Source organism: Pseudarthrobacter oxydans, assembly GCF_034258515.1.
GTDB lineage: Bacteria > Actinomycetota > Actinomycetes > Actinomycetales > Micrococcaceae > Arthrobacter.
The window spans coordinates 2927257-2946254 of the sequence record NZ_CP139438.1; the positions used below are offsets into that span (position 1 = coordinate 2927257).

Sequence of the window (18998 nt, forward strand, 5' to 3'; positions counted from 1 at the left end):
CAGGCCACACCCTACGAGCCAAGCCCGATCCCGTCCGCCATCCCACTGACGGGCAATCCAACCAAGGGGAAACCAATGAGTGCAGTGACACCGATACGCACGGCCAAGACCACAAACAGGGCGGGCCAAGGGACGGCCCCGGGAGCGGAGGCAGGACATGCGCCGCGCCGGCCAACCACGCCACCGTTGTCTCCGGGCCGCCAGGCAGCTTCCACGCCTTTGCGTCCCGTCGACGACATGGCGGAGGTCCGCGCAGTCACCCGCACCACAGTGCAGGCGGCCATGGAGGTACTTGCCGGGATCCGGCCGATCCATCAGCTTGCCCGGCGCCTTGACCCCCGTTGCCTGGCGGCCCTGCAACACCGGGCCGCCCTTATCCGCCGCGAGCTCACGCGTACGGGCAGTCCGGCCCTGGCAAGGCTCCATCGCAACTCGACTGTCAGGTCGGTCCGGGTCTGCGAGGTCGCCGACGGCATTTACGAGGCCAGCGCAGTGGTGGTGGACGACGTACGGGCCCGTGCCGTTGCCGTCCGGCTGGAGCAAAGCAAGCAGGTTTGGCGGGTGACCGAACTTGTCATTGGTTGACGACGCAGCGGAAAGAAAGCAGGGCCGGGAACCACTGTTCCCGGCCCTGCCCGCACTCATTGCCTGGCACCGCGGCCGGCAGGCAGGTCGTTCTGTGGTCAGCGGCGCTTTTTCTTTGCGGGGCGCTTTGCCGCATCCTGCGCGGCCGCCTTGGCCGGATTTCCGGAACGGCCGGAGGAACGGGTCTCTACCCTGGTCTGCGTGCCACCGGTTTCGCTCGGAGCCGTGTACTGCAGCTGGGCAGGCTTTTCCGGAGCTTCCAGACCGGCGGCCCGTACCTGCGGTTCGACATGCTCGGTGTGTCCGCCCTGTGCATCCGGCACCACCACGTCCTGGGCAGGAGTGACTTCCACTTCGAGATTGAACAGGAACCCCACGCTCTCTTCGCGGATGGCTTCCATCATGCTCTGGAACAGGAGGAAGCCTTCACGCTGGTACTCCACGAGGGGATCACGCTGTGCCATGGCGCGCAGGCCAATGCCCTCTTTGAGGTAGTCCATCTCATACAGGTGTTCCTGCCACTTCCGTCCAATGACGGAGAGGACCACCCGGCGCTCAAGTTCCCGCATGCTTTCGGAGCCGATGGCTTCCTCGCGCGCCTGGTACACCAGCCGTGCGTCGGACAACAGCTCCTCTTTCAGGAACTCAACAGTGAGCCTGGACTTCCCGCCGGCTTCCTCGATGATCTCGTCCGGAGTAACGCTGACGGGGTAGAGCGTCTTGAGGTTGGTCCAGAGCAGGTTGTAGTCCCAGTCGTCCCCGTTACCTTCGGCCGTTGCGGCGTCGATGAAAGCGGTGATGGTGTCTTCGACGAAGAACTGGACTTTCTCATGCAGGTCGTCGCCTTCGAGGATCCGGCGCCTGTCGCTGTAGATCGCTTCTCGCTGGCGGTTAAGGACGTCGTCGTACTTCAGGACGTTCTTGCGCTGTTCGGCGTTGCGGCCCTCAACCTGCCCCTGGGCGGAGGCGATTGCCCGGGACACCAGCTTCGATTCCAGTGCGACGTCGTCGGGCACGGAGCTGTTCATGAGCCGTTCCGCCGCCCCTGAGTTGAAGAGCCGCATGAGGTCATCGGTCAACGACAGGTAGAACCGGGACTCGCCGGGATCGCCCTGGCGGCCGGAACGTCCGCGGAGCTGGTTGTCGATGCGGCGTGATTCGTGGCGCTCGGTGCCAAGGACGTAAAGTCCGCCGAGATCCAGGACTTCCTCATGCTCGTCCTTGACGGACTGCTTGGCAGCCTCAAGGGCGGCGGGCCACTGGGACTCGTACTCCTCGGAGTTCTCTTCAGGGTCCAGTCCGCGCTTCGCGAGCTCGGCGACGGCGGTAAACTCAGCGTTGCCGCCGAGCATGATGTCGGTACCGCGGCCGGCCATGTTGGTTGCCACCGTAACGGCACCCTTTCGGCCCGCCTGGGAAACGATGGCGGCTTCGCGTGCATGGTTCTTCGCGTTGAGGACCTCGTGGCGAATGCCTTCCTTGGCAAGGAGCCGGGAGAGGTATTCGCTCTTTTCAACGCTGGTGGTGCCCACCAGGACAGGCTGGCCCTTTTCGTGGCGTTCGGCAATGTCCCGCACAACGGCGTCGAACTTGACCGTTTCATTCTTGTAGACGAGGTCCGGCTGGTCGATGCGCTGCATGTCCCGGTTGGTGGGAATGGCCACTACGCCCAGCTTGTAGGTGCTCATGAACTCGGCCGCCTCGGTTTCGGCGGTGCCGGTCATGCCCGAGAGCTTGTCGTACATGCGGAAGTAGTTCTGCAGCGTAACGGTGGCCAGGGTCTGGTTCTCAGCCTTGATCTCGACGCCTTCCTTGGCCTCGATCGCCTGGTGCATGCCCTCGTTGTAGCGCCGGCCGGCCAGGATGCGGCCGGTGTGCTCGTCGACAATCAGCACTTCACCGTCCAGGATGACGTAGTCCTTGTCCCGCTTGAACAGTTCCTTGGCCTTGATGGCGTTGTTAAGGAACCCGATGAGGGGCGTGTTCGCGGACTCGTACAGGTTCTGGATGCCGAGGTAGTCCTCCACCTTTTCGATGCCGCTCTCCAGGACGCCGACGGTGCGCTTCTTCTCGTCGACCTCGTAATCCTTCTCCGGCTGCAGCCGCTGGACCACTTTGGCAAATTCGCTGTACCAGCGGTTTGTGTCCCCCTGGGCGGGGCCGGAGATGATGAGCGGGGTACGCGCCTCATCGATGAGGATTGAGTCCACCTCGTCAACGATGGCGAAGTTGTGCCCGCGCTGGACGAGCTCGTTCCTGTCCCACGCCATGTTGTCGCGGAGGTAGTCGAAACCGAACTCGTTGTTGGTGCCGTACGTGATGTCCGCGGCGTACTGCTGGCGCCGGACCGCCGGGTCCTGGTTGGCCAGGATGCACCCGCTGGTCAAACCAAGGAAACGGTAGACGCGGCCCATGAGGTCGGACTGGTATTCGGCGAGGTAGTCGTTAACGGTGACCACGTGGACACCCTTGCCGGTCAACGCGTTCAGGTAGGCGGGAGCGGTCGCCACCAGGGTCTTGCCTTCGCCGGTCTTCATTTCCGCGATATTGCCCAGGTGCAGGGCGGCACCACCCATCAACTGGACATCGAAGTGGCGCATCCCCAGGGTCCGTGACGAAGCTTCGCGGACTGCGGCAAAAGCCTCCGGAAGCAGGTCATCCAGCTCCTCGCCATCCTGGTGGCGTTCGCGGAGCCGGGCAGTTTCTTCCCGGAGTTCGGCATCCGTGAAGGTCTTGAAGGAGTCTTCCAGGGCATTGATGGAGTCGGCATAGTTCCTCAGCTGCCGGAGTGTTTTTTTGTCACCGGTGCGGAGAAGTTTTTCGATAAGTGATGCCACGTGAAGATGCTCCCAGTCTCATGCCGCCGAATTCTGGCGTTTTTAGTCTACGGGAGAGACGCCGCCGCGAGCCCCGTTTGTTCCCTCAGAGCGGATACTCCCCTGCCGCTGACCGCCGCGGCGAGGCTCCCGGCGAGGTCGCCAACCGGGAAGACTTCCACTTCGGACAGGCCGAGCCAGTCGGCCATGAGCCGAAGCTCCGCAGCGAGTTCGACGGCGGTGTCCGGTGGGGCGTAAGGCTCCGCGAAGGCGGACCTCGCCAGCAGGATCCCGCGTTGGCGGTCCGCCTTCAGGTCCACACGGGCCACGATCCTGTCGCGGAGGAGGAAGGGAAGGACGTAATACCCGTAGCGCCTCTTGTGTTCGGGCGTGTAAATCTCGATCCGGTAGTGGAAGCCGAACAGTTCCTCAAGCCGCCGGCGTTCGAACACCAGGGAGTCGAACGGACTCAGCAAGGCGCGGCCGGTGGCGCGCCGAGGCAACCTCGCTTCGACATGGCGGAAGACATCACGCTCCCAGCCCGGAACTGTGACGCGTTCCAGCCTGCCCATCCGCACCAGATGTTCGACGGCGGCCGCCGCGGCCTTCGGAGGGGTGCGGAAGTAATCCGCGAAACAACGTAGGGTGCCGATGCCATGTGCCTGGGCAGCGGCGTCGATCAGCCGGTGCATCGCTTCCGCTGGACCGGCGTCGCCTGTCGCCGGCCCGGACAACTCCGGCAGCACCCTGGATGTCAACGTGTACCTGCGCTCGAACTGCTCCGTCCGCGCTGCCGCGGAGACCACGCCCTCCTCGAACAGGTGCTCGAGCACCCGTTTGACGGCGTTCCAGTTCCAGCCCCAGTTGGCAGTCTCCTTCTCCTCGACGTGGCCCATCCTGGCAGTCAGCTGGGCCGCGGTCAGGGGCCGGGAGCGTGCCAGCGTGTCCAGGATCTTCCCTGCGATTGCGGCGCGAAGGTCAGGGTCCATGCGGGAGGCGCCGACCCAGGAGCGCTTCTGCCACAGGAGGAGGTCCGCGTAGTGCTCCGGGCGGATGTAGCTCGCTTCGTGTGCCCAGTACTCCACCATGCGCCGCGGATGGACGGCGGTCATTCGCTGGAGGATGGTTCGGTCGTAGTTTCCCAGCCGCGAAAAGAAGGGCAGGAGGTGGCTCCGGGAGACGACGTTCACGGAATCGATCTGGACGAGCTGGATCCGGGCAAAGGTGCGGCCCACCGCCCGTGAGGTCACGGGGCCGGTGGGCCGTCCTTTGTCGAGTCCCTGGGCTGCCAAAGCGATCCGCCGTGCCTGGTCCAGGCTCAGCGTCGCTGACACTTCAGTCCTCTCTGTGGATGGTGTCAACCACCCTACGCGTTTGCGGCGGCGTCGTCCGAACGGTACGCAATGACCTTTTCCTCCACCACGGTGTCTCCGGGTTCGCACTCGTGATCCAGCGTGATGACCCCGTAGGTCCAGCCGCGGCGCCGGTACACGACCGACGGCGTGTTGGTGGCCTTGTCCACGAAAAGGTAGAAATCATGGCCCACAAGTTCCATGTTGTCCACGGCGTCGTCGAGGGAGAGGGAGGCGGCAGGAAAAACCTTGCGCCGGATCAGGACGGGCGAGTTGCCGGCCGGGATGTCGTTTTCAACATCGTAGGGAGACTTGTCCTCGGGGGCGGCGACGGCCTCATTCCGGTGGCTGGCCTCGACATAAAGCGGTTCTTGCGTGCTGGCGGGTTCCAGGGTGGCCGTCGCTTCCCGGACAGCCTTAGGGGTGTGCCGTCCATGGTGGACCTTCTTGCGGTCCTTGGCCCGACGGAGCCGTTCAAGCAGTTTGTTGTAGGCAAGATCAAAGGCCGCGAACTTGTCAGCGGCGCTGGCTTCGGCACGAATCACGGGTCCCCGGCCCAGCACCGTCACCTCAACGGTCAGCTGGTCGCCGGTCTGCCGGGCATTGGTCTCCTTCGAGACTTTCGCGTCCACCCGCTGGACCTTGTCCCCAAGCGACTCGATTTTCGAAATCTTTTCCCCGGCATATTCACGGAACCGGTCTGAGACTGTCAGATTTCGTCCGCTGATCATAAACTCCATGGTGCCCTCCAAATGACTTCGGTGACACGACGGCGGCGCTTCCCTGGGCCGATCTGTGTGACAGTCGAGCCCCTCTCCGAGCCGCCATCGAAAGGTACATTCTGTTCTTGGTACCCACCACCGACGTTAGTTCATAGGCACCCGTTATTCATCCTTTCTTGGTTTATTTTTTTCTAAGTCATGGCGGCTTCCGCGGGTCTTCGGGAGTGGGGCGCCGTGGCCCTCGGCGTCCGGCGGGCGTGTCGCAGCGAGGACGACGGCACCCGTTACCTTTGCCCCTGCTGCATGGAGCGCGCGGGCTGCTTCGGCCAGCGTGGAGCCGGTGGTCAGGACGTCGTCGATGATGACGCAGCGGCGCCCGGCCACCTTTGCCCGCCCCCGCCTGGAGACCCGCATGGAACCGCGCACCCGCTGCGCCCGGGCGCCCCGGCCCAGGCCTTTTTGGCCGCCCGGCAGCTGCAGGACGGACCCGCCGGCCTTGGTGAGGACATCTGCGACAGGCAACCCTGCAAGCTGCTGCGAGGCCCTGGCCAGCAGCAGGTGGACAGGGCTGAAACCCCGATTCAGGTAGGCCTTGGTGCTGGTGGGCACGGGGACGAGGCAGATCTCTCCGGAGCCCTCGGCGGCTGCGCGAACCGCCCCGGCGAGCGCGCGGCCCAGGCTTCGCTTGAGCTGCTGCTGGCCGTGCCTCTTGAACGAAAGCAGGGCCTGCGCGAGCTCTTCGCGGTAGACGCCGGCAGCCACCACCGGAAGCAGCACCGACCCGTCCACATCCATGAGTGCCGGCGCTCCGCTTTCTGCCCGGAACGGGGCTGCGGTGAGGTGCCGGATGCGACGATCACAGGGGATGCAGAGCGCCCGGTCTTCCGCGCCGCAGCTGACGCAGTCAACCGGAACAGCAAGCGACAGGAGGTCCGCCGCCGCTCCCGTGAGCTGGTCGGTGAACCGGAGGAAGGCGCTGCCGTGGTCTGAGCGGTGCCGGGCGGCAATTCCGTCGGGCGGGTCAAGGTCGGGATCGAGCCGGACACCTGTCACGGCCCGCCCGCCGGCTGAGGGTCTGCGGCTCACCCCACCATCTTCGGCCTGCGCCCCGTCGCCGCGCAGCGGGCAGGCGCGCTATGTGGACAGTGCCCCGAAGCGCTACTGCCGGCCACGATGTCCGGCCGCGGTTCTCAGCCGGGAAATGCCGGATCGATCGGGCCCTTGATCTGCGGAGACCAGCCGTTACCAAGCCGCTGGAAAATCCCTTCAGCCGACTGTGCATAGATTTCCTCAGCCCCGTTGCCCGCGCTGAGGGCCACGAGGCCTGGCCACGGTGCCAGCTGCTGCGGCTGCCCGGAGGTGAGGGACAGCAGTTCCGGGGTGACGTTCTGCCCCGCTGATGCCTTCATCACGGCAACAGTTGTATCCGTGACCCAGACGCCCTGGTCCGGATCGCTGCCGGTGGCCAAGGTGGCCGGCGGTGTCAGCTCCCGCGGGGTGCCGTCGGCGCCCCGGATGATTCCGGTTACCTGAACCCTGGTTTTGCCGTTCTGCTCCGAAATCACCAGCGCCCGGACCCCTTCCCTGGAAATCCGGAACTCCTTGACTGTCCTTCCAGCCAGCCATGCGGGCGACAGGGTGACAGTTGGAACGGCGGCGCCCTCCGCAATCCCGGCCGGGCGGAACGCCACAACTTCAGTGCCGCCCGTGGCACCCGGACCTGCCGACCACACCCATTCGCTGAGGCCGAAGGATGGCCGGCTCAGGGTGCTCCTCGTGGTCAGGGCCCGGGCGGGTTGCCCGGGACTGATGCTGTACAGCGTCGTGCGGCTTTCGTTGAGGAAAGCGGCCGTCTGCGAAACCGGGGACTCCGCGGGGAACCGCGGCGCGAACGATGATACGGGCTGCATGTCCGGAAGCGGCGAAACCCTGTTGTTCTCGTACCGCACCAGCTCGTTGCCGCTGATGGCAATCTGGCGGGACGGCACGCTCTTGTCCTGGACCGGCGGGAGGACGGCTCCGTTGTCTTCCACCCGCACCAGGTCCTGGTTGGCGCGCAGCTCGACATTGACGACGTCGGGCTGGCTGCGGAACGTCAGCGTCAGCTGCATCTGCATCCGGAGCCGGTCCTCCGGGGACGTCTCCATCAGTTCCTTGGCCGTCAGGTCCACCTGCGCAGCCCCTGAGACGACGGGGACCGACTCCCGCGCGAGCTTGATGCCGGACGGAAAGGCACTCGCCACCGCCCCGCGCAGGTACGGCGCCGGCCCTGCCAGCAGTGCGCTGGTCATCGCCTTGACGGTCTTGTTCTTGATGAACCAGCGGACGTCCGGGACAGCGAACGTGAATGTGGGGTCGTAGAAGTAGATGGGGTAAGCCCCGTAAATCACCTTGAAGGTTTCCTCAGCAATGGCGGTGCCGTCCGGGAGGCCTGAAATACGCCATTCACCATCCACCTGGGTGAGAGTCACCGGGATATTCTCAATGGTTCCCTCCGGCGACTGTGTGGCGATGCCGTCCGCATCCACGGTGTAGGCGACATCCAGCTCGTAGTTGTAGACGTTCTCGTTTCCCGTTGCCACCACCCGCGCCTCCCGGTAGACGAGCGCCCGCTGGTCCGGCTTCCAGGACACCGAGGCGGCCTGGGTCAGGTACTGGCGTGCCACAGCGTAGTCGTCCTCATAGCCGCTGCCGGCCCGGTAGAAGTAATCGATGATGGTTTCCGGCAAGGCACCCGGTTGGGGAGCTGCCGGCAGGAACACCGGCGCGCTGACGTTGCCCGCGCTGCCTTCGCTGCTTTTGCCCACCGGCCCCGAGGTGGGAATACGGGCGCAGCCGGCCAGCAGCACCAGCAGGAGGACCAGCAGTGAAGCATGCAGCTTGGCCCGGCGGCCGGCGCGACCGATCATTTTCCCTCCTTCGGGGACGATGCCGGAGCAAGCGACGCGGCACCCGTTTCCAGGACGAGTATGTTCTCTGAGCGCGGCTCACCGGGAAGGGTGATGTCCTCCGGCTCCAGCTGGACCGGCGACTTGTCGATCTCTTCTCCTTGGCGGAGCGGCAGCGTCAGCCGGAAGTTGGCGCCGCTTCCCTTCCTGCCCCACGCCTGGAGCCAGCCATTGTGCAGTTTGGTGTCTTCCATGGCGATGGACAGGCCGAGGCCGCTTCCGCCGGTAGTGCGCGCCCGCGCAGGGTCTGCCCGCCAGAAACGGTCAAAGACGCGCGCCGCTTCCGCGGGATCCATTCCGATCCCCTGGTCCCGGACGGCAATCCCGACGGCGGTCTGGCTGGCCGCCACGGTGACAGTGACTGGCTTACCTTCGCCGTGTTCCACGGCGTTGAGGATCAGGTTCCGCAGGATCCTGTCGATACGGCGGGCATCCATTTCCACGATGACGGCACCCTCCGGTGCCCTGAGGACAATCTCGGAACCATATTCGGCAGCCACCGGGGCCGCACCCTCGATGGCGTGGGCGATCACCTGCAGGATGTCCTCCGCTTCCGCATCCAGTACCGCCACACCGGCGTCGAACCTGGAGATCTCCAGCAGGTCCGAGAGGAGCGACTGGAAACGCTCCACCTGGTTGTAGAGCAGTTCCGCCGAACGCTTGTTGATGGGGTCGAAATCGTGCCGGGCGTCGTACAGGACCTCCGCAGCCATCCGGACGGTGGTCAGCGGTGTCCGCAACTCGTGGGAGACGTCCGAGACGAAGCGCTGCTGCATCTGGGAGAGGGTTGCCAGCTGGGTGATCTGTTCCTGGAGGCTGGCTGCCATGTGGTTGAAGGAGGCGCCGAGGCGGGCCACTTCATCTTCACCCCGGACCACCATCCGCTCCTGCAGCTGGCCCGCGGCGAGCTTCTCGGAGACCATGGCGGCGTGGCTGACCGGGCTGACCACGTTCCGCGTGACATACCAGGCGACGGCTCCGATCAGGAGCACCAGCACCGCACCGCCCGCCCACAGGACGCTCTGGATCTCGTCCAGCGTCTTCTGGGCGGTATTCAGGTCGTAAATAAGGTAGAGCTCGTAGACGGTGCCGTTGAAGGTCACTTTGTTGCCCACGGCAATGCCTGGCCGGTCCTCGGTGCCGACCGGGATGACCGTGGATGCCCAGTACTGGTCCTTCCCGGATTCCTGCACGGCCTTGCGAAGCGCCGGCGGAATGACGCTGACGGTCAACTGGTCGGAGGCCCGGGATTCGACCCAGCGGTTCCGCGGTTTGGTCTGTTCAGGCACGGCCTCGAAGACGTACCTGCGCTGGATGACCGACCCGCGGCCCTCCACGGCGTTCAGGGTGTCGTAAACGAGGGTGATCACGCTGGCCTGGTCGGTGACCTGCGCGCCGTCGAACGTGTCCTGCACCTGCTTGACGTTGTAGCGGGTCTCCGACTCGGCCTGCGTCAACCGCTCCTGGAAGAGGTTGTTGGCAATCTGGTTGGACAGGTACGCGCCCACCACAGCGAAGGAGGTGACGGCCAGGAGCAGGGTGGTGAGGACAGTCCGGAACTGCAGGGACCGGCGCCACCGGCGGTGGAGGGAACGTCCGACGTACCGCAGCGCCGGCAGGAACCGGCGGACTCCGGTCTTGACCAGCCGCGCAACGCGCAGGCTGACAACCAGGGACCGCCGCTGCCAGAGATGGGCGCGGAACGTCAGGCCCCGCAGGCTGATGGCGTCCGTGTGTTCGGGGGGAGGCGGCGGCCCGGTGCCGCTGCTGTGGTGCCCGGAAGTTTCCCCCGGAGCGGGGTTCGCGGAAGCTGGCACGCCCGTACCGGGTGTACCGCCTTGCGCCGCGGGTTCAGGCCCCTGCTTTGTAGCCGACACCACGCACCGTCAATACGACTTCCGGAGCTTCCGGATCCTGCTCGATCTTGGAACGAAGCCGCTGGACATGGACGTTCACAAGGCGCGTATCGGCAGCGTGCCGGTAGCCCCAGACCTGCTCGAGCAGCAGTTCGCGGGTGAACACCTGCCAAGGCTTCCGGGCGAGCGCCACCAGGAGGTCAAACTCCAGGGGCGTCAGAGAGATCCGCTCGTTGCCCCGGCTGACGGTGTGCCCGGCGACATCAATGGTGATGTCCGCGATGCGCAACGTTTCGGGCGCTTTCTGGTCACCGGGTCGGAGCCGTGCACGGACGCGGGCCACGAGTTCCGCCGGCTTGAACGGCTTGGGCACGTAGTCATCGGCGCCGGACTCGAGTCCGCGGACGACGTCGGACGTATCTGACTTGGCGGTGAGCATGACAATCGGAACATCCGACTCCGCGCGGACCTGCCGGCAGACCTCGATGCCGTCCACACCGGGAAGCATGAGGTCCAGCAACACAAGGTCCGGCCGGGATGACCGGAAAACGTCCAGCGCCTGGGCGCCGTCCGCGCAGAAGACGGGCTCGAAGCCGTCGTTGCGGAGAACAATTCCAATCATTTCGGCCAGCGCTTCGTCATCATCTACCACCAGAATGCGTGCCTTCATAGCTATATATTCCCTTATGAGGATGGCTTTGTCCTATTGGACGCCCTCCGGCATGGCGGGGCGCTAGGATGCCCGACGCCGGAACTATAGGCTGGTGCCACGCCGTGCGTTGGCGCGCCGCGCCTGCGTCAATGGAGCGGGCGCCTGGCTGACGGCGCACTGGTACGGGGGAAGGAACATCGGTGTCACCACAGGATTCGGACGCGCAGGAGCCTCAGGACCGGCAGGCTGCCTGGCGGCACCCCTCCGGCCACCAGCCGCCAGGACCGCAGCCATCGGGACAACAGCCGTCCGGGCAACAACCTCCGGAGCAGCAACCACCGGCCCGGAACCCGTGGGGGCCGCCGTCGTGGCAACCGCATTCGGCGCAGCAGCCTTGGGGGCCGCCGCCGTTTCAACAGCCCTCGCCGCAGCAGCCTTGGGGGCAGCCCGGTTCTGCCTATCCCGGGTTGCCGCAGCCCCGGTATCCCAGCCAGCACTTTTCGAACCAGGGCCCTCCCTACGGCCAGCCGCGGTATGTTGCTCCCCCGAAGCCGGGCATAGTCCCGCTGCGTCCCCTGATGTTCGGGGAAATCATGGACGGGTCCTTCCAGGTGATCCGGCGGAACGCGAAGGCCATGCTGGGCGCTTCCCTGCTGGCGCAATCCCTCGCCGCCATCCTTACCGCTGTCCTCACCGCGGCCACGGCAACTTCGGCGGGCTCCATCGAAGGCTGGGCAAACAGCGCCAGTAATGCCGATCTGGCAACCCTCGGCCTGGGATTCGTGGCCGCCATGCTGCTGGTGGCCGTCCTCAGCCTCTTCATTGCCTCCGTCCTGCAGGGCGCCATGGTGGTGCCGGTGGCCCGGTCCATCCTCAACCGGCCCACCAGCTTCAAGCAGATGTGGTCGCTCGCCCGCCCGCGGGTCGGAGCCCTGGTCCGGCTTGCTGCCTTGCTGATGGCCGCCGGCCTGCTGGCGATGCTTGTCCCCGCAGCGTTGGCCGTCGCGCTGATCGCAAGCATGGAAGGGATCGGGATCCTGCTGCTCATCCCCCTGTTCCTCGGTTTCGTTGCCCTGTACGTATGGATTTACGTGAAGCTGATGGTAGCCCCGGCCGCGGTCGTGATTGAGGAGCTGGGTGCGCTGGACAGCCTCCGCCGGTCATGGGAACTGACCAGAGCCAACTGGTGGCGGATCCTGGGGATCACGCTGGTGGTGGGCATTCTGGTCGGCGTCGCCAGCCAGATCGTCATGATCCCGGTAGGCCTGCTGCCCCCGCTGGTGGCCAGTTTCCTGTCTCCGCACGGCGGCAGTGAGCAGGAGGTGGCCCTCGCCGTGGCAGTCGGAGTCATCACAGCAATCCTCGGCGCGCTGGCCGGGGCCCTCGGTTACGCCTTGCAGACGTCTGTGATGGCACTGGTCTACATGGACCTCCGGATGAGGAAGGACGGGCTGGACATCTCACTGCTCCGCCAGATGGAGTCCGGCGCCGATCCGGACGGCATTCCGGGCCGGGGCCACACAAGGGGCACGCCAGGCTGGAGCCAGCCTGGCTGGAGCCCCGGACCCGGACCCGTGGCGGGGGCATGGCCGGATGGCCGCTGAACCCCCGGTCCTGCCCGCGGCAGAGGAAGCCCGGCGGTGGGCGGCCGAGGAACTGGCTAAACCGGAGTACCGCGAAGCTGCTCCGGGCTGGCTTGAGGAGCTCTGGAAGGACTTCGTGGACTGGCTCCAGTCGCTGGACGGCTCCGCGGCTGACGGGAGCACAGTGCCCAGCCCGGTCATTGGGATCGTCATCGCCGTGGTCATCGCCGCCGCCGTGATCATTGCCAAACCCCGGCTAAATGCGAAAGTGCGGCGGGCCAGGGAGGTCTTTGAGCCTGACAGCGTCTTGACGCCAGCGGATTACCGGCAGCGCGCCGAAACGTCCGCTGCGGCCGGGAAGTGGGGGGACGCCGTTGTCGACCGCTTCCGGGCACTGGTCCGTTCTGCCGAGGACCGCACCATCCTGGATCCGCAGCCGGGACGGACGGCTGACGAGGTGGTCCGTGAGCTTGCTGCACCGTTCCGTACCGAAGCGGACCGACTGGGCAAGGCAGCAGGGACCTTCGACGCTATCCGGTACGGGAACTTGGCGGCGGACGCCGCCGACTACCGGGCAATGGCCAGCCTGGACAAGAGCCTCGAAGCCATGAAGCCCGCCCGCACCCCCGCCCAGCAGGAGCAGGCCCGGCAGGATTCCCTGCCGCACACGGCGGCGCGCCCATGACCGCCGTGTCTCCGGCACCCTCAACCCGCGAGGTGCCTGAGCCGGGCGCTGCACCGGACAGCGGCACCGGGAAAGCCAAGGGGCTGTGGGGGTGGCTGGGGCGGCACCGTGCACTCGCCGCACTGTGGGCCCTCGTCGGCGCAGCCCTGGCGCTGGTTCTCTGGGCGCAGCTCGCTCCGAAAGGTGACGCCGTTCCCCTGTCCCTCAACAACGCCGGCCCGGACGGTGCCCGGGCCGTCACGCAGATCCTGGGCCGGCACGGCGTCAAGGTCCACGGCGTCGGGAACTTCGAGGCGGCCATGGCGGCGCTGGAGGCGGGAACCTCCCCGACCCTTCTGTTGTACGACAGGAGCGGCTTCCTCGACGAGCCGCGGCTCCAGGAACTGGCGGCGTCCGCGGAGAGGGTGGTGCTGGTTTCGCCCAGGCTGCAGACCCTGGCCGCGCTCAGCGGCAGCATCCGCCAGGCAGGGGTGGTCCCGGACGCCTCCTCCGCGCTGGATCCCGGGTGCAGCCTTCCTGACGCGGAAGCAGCCGGACCGGTGTCCGGCGAGTCAGGCTTTATTTACGACGGCGGGACCTCCTGTTACCGGCCTGCCGGTTCTGCCGCCGGAGTGCTTGCCGTGGAGGGTCACGGGCGGCTCACTGTCCTGGGAAGCACCGGCATCCTCAATAACGGACGGCTGGACGATCCCGGCCACGCTGCGCTGGCCATCCGCACCCTCGGCACCTCCCCGGACCTGGTCTGGTACCTCCCGACCATCGAGGACCTGGAAACCGGCGCTTCCCCGCAGACCCTCGACGAACTCGCGCCCGACTGGGTGCGTTTCCTCGGGCCGTGGCTCGCCCTGGTGGCCGCCGCGGCAATAGCCTGGCGGGGCAGGCGCCTTGGCCCGCTGGTGTTTGAGCCCCTTCCTGTGGTGGTCAAGGCAGTGGAGACAGCAGAGGGCAGGGCCCGGCTCTACCACGATTCCCGCGCCGTGGACCAGGCCCGGGACAACCTCCGGGCCGGAACCCTGGTTCGGCTTTCAGGGCACCTGCGGGTTGGCGCCGCGGCCACGGCCGACCAGGTGGTCAACGCCGCAGCACGGCACCTCGGCCAGCCGGCCCGGCAGATACACGAACTCGTCAACGAACATCCGCGGACCGAGGCAAGGCTTGTTGCCTGGTCGCGGGAGCTGGACAACCTAGAGAAAGAAGTCAAAAGGCGATGAGCGAGCAAGGCAGCGGCCCCCGGGTCCTGGACCACATGGAACATGACTCCGCCCGGCAGGCACTCCTGGACGTGCGCAGTGAGGTGGCAAAGGCCGTGGTGGGCCAGGACGCCACCGTTACCGGCCTGTTGATCGCGCTGCTGTCACAGGGGCACGTGCTGCTGGAGGGCGTTCCGGGGGTCGCGAAAACCCTGCTGGTCCGCGCGTTGTCCGCCGCATTGAGCCTGGACACCAAGCGCGTCCAGTTCACTCCGGACCTGATGCCAGGCGACATCACGGGCTCGCTGGTTTATGACTCGCACACCTCGGAATTCACCTTCCGGGAGGGGCCGGTCTTCACCAACATCCTGCTGGCGGACGAGATCAACCGGACGCCTCCCAAGACGCAGGCTTCCCTGCTCGAAGCCATGGAGGAGCGGCAGGTGTCCGTGGACGGCGAGTCCCGGCCGCTGCCCGGACCGTTCCTTGTCGCTGCCACCCAAAACCCGGTGGAGTACGAAGGCACCTATCCGCTGCCTGAGGCGCAGCTTGACCGGTTCCTGCTCAAGCTGACCATGCCGCTGCCAGGGCGCCAGGACGAAATGGAAGTCATCCGGCGCCACGCCGCCGGCTTCGATCCGAGGGACCTTACCGCCGCCGGCGTCCGCGCCGTTGCAGGTGCGGAGGACCTGGCACGGGCGCGGCAGGCGGTGGCCTCCGTGGCGGTGGACCCTGAAGTCATCGCGTACATCGTGGACCTGGTGCGTGCCACCCGCTCCGCACCTTCATTCCTGCTTGGGGTCTCGCCCCGCGGCGCCACTGCCCTGCTGAACACTTCGCGGTCCTGGGCCTGGCTCTCCGGCAGGAGCTTTGTCACCCCCGACGACGTCAAGGCCCTGGCCCTCCCCTGCCTCCGGCACCGCGTGGCGCTGCAGCCTGAAGCCCAAATGGACGGAGTACGCGTGGACGACGTGCTGGGCAGCATCCTGGCGTCCGTTCCCGTTCCCCGCTGATGGCCGTCTCCGGGCGTTTCGTGCTGCTGGTGCTGCTGGGCGCCGTGCCGGTCCTGGCATTGCCGGGCTGGGGAACGGTGCTGCTGGTGGCCGCCGCGCTGGCGGCCCTTGCCGCCGTCGACCTCCTGCTGGCGGCTTCCCTGCGTCCGGTGCACGTCCTGCGTTCCGAGCCCGGCAACGTCACGCTGCATGCGGGTACGGACGCCGTGTTAAAGGTGCAGAACGACGGCGGCCGGCGGCTCCGAGGTGTCCTCCGCGACGCATGGCAGCCCTCCGCGGGAGCGCAGAATCCGGTGCAGGACATCGACGTCCCGGCCGGGGAAGGCAGGCGCGTCACCGTCCGGCTGCGGCCGGTCCGGCGGGGCGACCTGAAAGTACCCCACGTCACCCTTCGCTCTTTCGGCCCGCTGCTGCTGGCCGCGCGGCAGCGGACCATTGACTGCCCCGGCTCGCTGCAGGTGCTGCCTCCCTTCCATTCCCGGCGGCACCTGCCGTCAAAGCTGCGAAAACTGCGTGAGCTCGACGGCAAGGCTGCGGTGCAGATCCGCGGCGCGGGCACCGAGTTCGATTCACTGCGGGACTACGTCCGGGGAGACGACGTCCGGTCCATTGACTGGCGGGCCACCGCGCGCCGGTCAGCGGTGGTGGTGCGCACGTGGCGGCCTGAACGGGACCGAAGGGTGGTCATGGTCCTGGACACCTCACGGACCTCGGCGGCAAGGATCGACGACGAAACCCGCCTGGACACGGGCATGGAAGCGGCGCTCCTGCTGGGTGTGCTGGCCGAGCGGGGCGGGGACCGCGTGGACTTCGTGGCGTTTGACCGCCGCACCCGCGCCCGGGCGGGCTCTGCCGGGCAGGGGAACCTCCTGGGCCAGCTGGTCCAGGCGATGGCACCGCTTGAGGCTGAACTCATCGAGATGGACTGGCCAGCGGTCCCGGCCCAGGTCCGCGCCGTTTCCGCGCACCGTTCCCTGGTGGTCCTGCTGACGTCGCTGGACGGCGGCGCACCCGAGGAAGGCCTCCTTCCCGTCGCGGCACAGCTGGCCCGGCAGCACGTGGTGGTGGTGGCAGCCGTCCGGGACCCCCAGCTCGGTGCCATGCTCAAGGAACGCGACGACGCCACCGGTGTATTCCGCGCCGCCGCCGCAGAGCGGGCGCTGCTGCAGCGCGCGGCCATCAGTACCGAGCTCCGGCAGCACGGCGTGGAAGTGGTGGACGCCGAACCGCACCAGCTGCCGCCGAAGCTGGCCGACATGTACATCAGGCTCAAGGCCGCCGGTACATTGTGAGTTCACAGCATCTTGTCCTACCGTTTCGCAGGAGGCCCCATTGAACGTTCCCATTTACCAGCAGGCGCTCGGCGCGCACTTTTCCCGGCTCCAGCCGGAGCTCCAGGATTACTTTTCCCTGGCCCCGGGTTCCGGCAGCTACGGAGTGGGGGAAGGGACCTTCGACGTCGTTGGCTGCCGGCAGGAATGGCTGCGCCCCCTGCTGCGGCTTACCAGCGGGGAGGAAGCATTCTTCCCCGAGTACGGCGAGAACATTCCTTTCCGGATTGAGAACCATGCCCACCAGGACCCCTTTGGCCGCTCCAGCCTGACAGCCCGCCGCGAAATCCGGTTCCCGGGCCGGACGCGGATCTTCCAGGACACCACCAGTGCGACCCGCCGGGCCGGCGCCACCCAGCTGATGGACTACGTGGGACGGTACCGGAGGCTGGTGACCGACCTGAACCTGAGCGTCACGCCGGAGGGCCGGCTTCGCGGCATCTCCGAAGCCTCCCGGCTCTTCATTGGCCCCCTCCGCATCCCCCTTCCCGCCGCCTTGGATGCCAAAGCATACGCGGAACAGTGGTGGGACCCGGCCGACGGCGCCGCGGGCAAGCACCGCATCCAGGTAAAGGTGATCCAGCCGCAGATCGGCCTGGTGCTGGTGTATGCCGGCAGCTTCGACTACAGGCTGCGCCCCTACACCGGCGGCAGTTCAGCCCAGAGTTTCCTGCCCCGCTACGCGCAGCCGGACCGTTGGGAAAACCGGGTCTGAGTCCCGCTATCCCAGCGCCAGCTGGTTCAGCCCATCCGCCACCTGCGTGAGGCGTCCGAGGACCGCCGTGGCGTGTGCCGGGGTGCCGCCGGCCAGCCCCTGCGAGGGAGTGATCCGCACGGTGCCAAGCGCTGTGGCGGGCAGCCCCAGCTGGCGCCAGGGGCGCCACACGCCCTCGACGCAGTCCGACACCTTTGGCAGGGACCGTCCCGCAGTATCCAGCGCGCCGATCCACAGGCGCTTGTCCGCCTCAACCGCTCCAGCCAACTGTTCCCACTGCCGGGAAGTCAGGGCGTCAAACGGAACGGCAATGCCGTCGGCTCCTGCCGCGAGGATCTGCTCGAAGGGCGCCTCGATCGCCGGCACGGCTATGACGACTTCGGCTGCGCCGAACCCGCGCAGTGCGTCCAGGACCACCCGCCACGATTCCCGTACTTCGGAGGCGGCCACAGCACGCAGGGTGCGGTAGCCGCTGGAGGTGGGGATGGTGCCGGCCAGCACCGCGGCGATGTCCGGCTCATCCACCTGGACCACCAGCCGGGCACCCGGCACGGCAGCGGCAACCCGCGAGAGGTACCGTCCCACACCGGCGGCAAGGGAAGCCGCAAGGTCCCGGCGGGCCCCGTAGTCGATGAGTGCCCGTTCGCCGTTGTGCAGGTGGAGCCCGGCCGCAAGGCTCAGCGGCCCCACCAGCTGCACCTTGATTTCGGCTGCCGGATTTTCCTCGGTCCCGGCCACGTCGGCCAGGACATTGATGTCCGTGGCAAGGGCGGAGGCCGCACGCCGGAAGTCCTTGCCGGGACGGTCCACGAGCCGCCAGCCATACGGCTGGACGTCGACCGCCAGCTCCTCCAGGAGGCAGGCAGTGCGTCCCAGGGCATCAGAGCCGACGCCCCGGTCCGGCAGCTCGGCGAGGAACGGCAGGTGGGGGCTGCCCAGCTCGCCGCGGATGATTTTTGCCGCTTCCACCGGATCTTCACCCGGCCAGGGTCCCAGCGCGGTGGCCGTCACCTGACGCGTCGGAGCCCCGTTCTCCGGTCCGGTGCTGGCGTCGGCGCGGCGCCGTTCGTCCCGGCTCACGCGCGTGCTGGTGCCTGCGGGTGCTGTCCGGAGGCCGCCTCGTGGTCTTCGGCAATCGCCTCGTGATGCCTGATGACCTCGCCGATGATGAAATTCAGGAATTTTTCCGCGAACGCTGGATCCAGGTGCGCATCCTCGGCCAGCCTGCGCAGCCTGGCGATCTGGGCTGCCTCACGGCCGGGGTCGCCGGCGGGGAGCCGGTGGGCGGCCTTGAGGAACCCCACCTTCTGGGTGGCTTTGAAGCGCTCAGCCAGCAGATAGACCAGGGTCGCATCGATGTTGTCGATGCTGGAACGGATGGACAGCAGCTCAGCCATCACCGAGTTGTCCACCTGGCCGGCCAAAGAACTGGCGGAGGGGTCGTAGTCATCGGAATCAGGAGAGTGGGGGTTGTGCTGCGTCATGGCTCAAGTCTATGGGAGGGCACGCGGATAGCCCGGGTGTTAAGCGCCGGCGCCGCAACCGGCACC

Annotated in this window: 16 protein-coding genes; 7 read left to right on the top strand and 9 right to left on the bottom strand. The window is 66.9% G+C overall.

The genetic code is table 11. The features are described from left to right. Positions 1 to 75 precede the first annotated feature (75 nt). Positions 76 to 585, top strand: coding sequence for an Rv3235 family protein (locus tag SMD14_RS13265; RefSeq protein ID WP_321213941.1), 510 nt, complete (start codon positions 76 to 78; stop codon positions 583 to 585). Positions 586 to 683: 98 nt separating this feature from the next. Here the strand turns inward: SMD14_RS13265 and secA are convergent, their stop codons facing one another. From secA to mtrA, 7 genes are all read right to left on the bottom strand, one after another. After that, positions 684 to 3422 (bottom strand): preprotein translocase subunit SecA, encoded by a 2739-nt coding sequence (gene secA / locus SMD14_RS13270; protein ID WP_321213942.1) that lies wholly within the window; start codon positions 3420 to 3422, stop codon positions 684 to 686. Between the two features lie 47 nt (positions 3423 to 3469). Further along, positions 3470 to 4735 carry a DNA glycosylase AlkZ-like family protein gene (locus tag SMD14_RS13275; RefSeq protein ID WP_321213943.1) on the bottom strand — a complete coding sequence of 422 codons (1266 nt, stop codon included), beginning with the start codon at positions 4733 to 4735 and terminating at the stop codon, positions 3470 to 3472. A 32-nt stretch (positions 4736 to 4767) separates the two neighbouring features. Continuing rightward, positions 4768 to 5493 (bottom strand): ribosome hibernation-promoting factor, HPF/YfiA family, encoded by a 726-nt coding sequence (gene hpf, locus SMD14_RS13280; RefSeq protein ID WP_157241760.1) that lies wholly within the window; start codon positions 5491 to 5493, stop codon positions 4768 to 4770. 144 nt (positions 5494 to 5637) lie between these two features. Then, positions 5638 to 6561: a phosphoribosyltransferase family protein gene (locus tag SMD14_RS13285; protein ID WP_321213944.1), complete on the bottom strand. Its 924-nt coding sequence runs from the start codon at positions 6559 to 6561 to the stop codon at positions 5638 to 5640. Between the two features lie 104 nt (positions 6562 to 6665). Continuing rightward, positions 6666 to 8384 carry an LpqB family beta-propeller domain-containing protein gene (locus SMD14_RS13290; protein ID WP_157241758.1) on the bottom strand — a complete coding sequence of 573 codons (1719 nt, stop codon included), beginning with the start codon at positions 8382 to 8384 and terminating at the stop codon, positions 6666 to 6668. Continuing rightward, complete coding sequence (mtrB, locus tag SMD14_RS13295; RefSeq protein WP_321216270.1) at positions 8381 to 10132, bottom strand: MtrAB system histidine kinase MtrB; 1752 nt, start codon at positions 10130 to 10132, stop codon at positions 8381 to 8383. The genes SMD14_RS13290 and mtrB overlap by 4 nt, the downstream gene beginning before the upstream one ends. A 142-nt stretch (positions 10133 to 10274) precedes the next feature. Next, positions 10275 to 10949, bottom strand: a complete 675-nt coding sequence (mtrA, locus tag SMD14_RS13300) for an MtrAB system response regulator MtrA (protein WP_102974915.1) — start codon at positions 10947 to 10949, stop codon at positions 10275 to 10277. Between the two features lie 560 nt (positions 10950 to 11509). Here mtrA and SMD14_RS13305 point away from each other — a divergent pair. The 6 genes from SMD14_RS13305 to SMD14_RS13330 are packed head-to-tail and all read left to right on the top strand — an operon-like array spanning position 11510 to position 17448. Beyond that, a complete protein-coding gene (locus SMD14_RS13305) occupies positions 11510 to 12535 on the top strand; it encodes a hypothetical protein (protein WP_321213945.1) in 1026 nt (341 codons plus the stop codon). Further along, positions 12525 to 13199, top strand: coding sequence for a DUF4129 domain-containing protein (locus SMD14_RS13310; RefSeq protein ID WP_321213946.1), 675 nt, complete (start codon positions 12525 to 12527; stop codon positions 13197 to 13199). Before SMD14_RS13305 ends, SMD14_RS13310 begins: the two co-directional genes overlap by 11 nt. After that, on the top strand, positions 13196 to 14410 hold the full coding sequence (locus SMD14_RS13315; RefSeq protein ID WP_321213947.1) for a DUF4350 domain-containing protein: 1215 nt from the start codon (positions 13196 to 13198) through the stop codon (positions 14408 to 14410). Before SMD14_RS13310 ends, SMD14_RS13315 begins: the two co-directional genes overlap by 4 nt. Then, complete coding sequence (locus SMD14_RS13320; protein ID WP_157241756.1) at positions 14407 to 15402, top strand: MoxR family ATPase; 996 nt, start codon at positions 14407 to 14409, stop codon at positions 15400 to 15402. The genes SMD14_RS13315 and SMD14_RS13320 overlap by 4 nt, the downstream gene beginning before the upstream one ends. Beyond that, positions 15402 to 16694 (top strand): DUF58 domain-containing protein, encoded by a 1293-nt coding sequence (locus SMD14_RS13325; RefSeq protein WP_321213948.1) that lies wholly within the window; start codon positions 15402 to 15404, stop codon positions 16692 to 16694. Before SMD14_RS13320 ends, SMD14_RS13325 begins: the two co-directional genes overlap by 1 nt. Positions 16695 to 16734: 40 nt before the next feature. Continuing rightward, positions 16735 to 17448 (top strand): DUF4166 domain-containing protein, encoded by a 714-nt coding sequence (locus tag SMD14_RS13330; RefSeq protein ID WP_321213949.1) that lies wholly within the window; start codon positions 16735 to 16737, stop codon positions 17446 to 17448. Positions 17449 to 17454: 6 nt separating this feature from the next. Here the strand turns inward: SMD14_RS13330 and SMD14_RS13335 are convergent, their stop codons facing one another. Further along, positions 17455 to 18459 (bottom strand): hypothetical protein, encoded by a 1005-nt coding sequence (locus SMD14_RS13335; RefSeq protein ID WP_321216271.1) that lies wholly within the window; start codon positions 18457 to 18459, stop codon positions 17455 to 17457. Positions 18460 to 18524: 65 nt separating this feature from the next. Beyond that, positions 18525 to 18932, bottom strand: a complete 408-nt coding sequence (locus tag SMD14_RS13340) for a chorismate mutase (RefSeq protein WP_157241753.1) — start codon at positions 18930 to 18932, stop codon at positions 18525 to 18527. Between the last annotated feature and the right edge of the window lie 66 nt (positions 18933 to 18998).

Bases quoted from the DNA above. Each gene is read 5' to 3' on its own strand.
- SMD14_RS13320 (WP_157241756.1), top strand. From the start codon at position 14,407: ATGAGCGAGCAAGGCAGCGGCCCCCGGGTCCTGGACCACATGGAACAT.
- SMD14_RS13340 (WP_157241753.1), bottom strand. From the start codon at position 18,932: ATGACGCAGCACAACCCCCACTCTCCTGATTCCGATGACTACGACCCC.
- SMD14_RS13305 (WP_321213945.1), top strand. From the start codon at position 11,510: ATGTTCGGGGAAATCATGGACGGGTCCTTCCAGGTGATCCGGCGGAAC.
- SMD14_RS13310 (WP_321213946.1), top strand. From the start codon at position 12,525: ATGGCCGCTGAACCCCCGGTCCTGCCCGCGGCAGAGGAAGCCCGGCGG.
- SMD14_RS13290 (WP_157241758.1), bottom strand. From the start codon at position 8,384: ATGATCGGTCGCGCCGGCCGCCGGGCCAAGCTGCATGCTTCACTGCTG.
- mtrA (WP_102974915.1), bottom strand. From the start codon at position 10,949: ATGAAGGCACGCATTCTGGTGGTAGATGATGACGAAGCGCTGGCCGAA.
- SMD14_RS13315 (WP_321213947.1), top strand. From the start codon at position 13,196: ATGACCGCCGTGTCTCCGGCACCCTCAACCCGCGAGGTGCCTGAGCCG.
- SMD14_RS13265 (WP_321213941.1), top strand. From the start codon at position 76: ATGAGTGCAGTGACACCGATACGCACGGCCAAGACCACAAACAGGGCG.
- hpf (WP_157241760.1), bottom strand. From the start codon at position 5,493: ATGGAGTTTATGATCAGCGGACGAAATCTGACAGTCTCAGACCGGTTC.
- SMD14_RS13325 (WP_321213948.1), top strand. From the start codon at position 15,402: ATGGCCGTCTCCGGGCGTTTCGTGCTGCTGGTGCTGCTGGGCGCCGTG.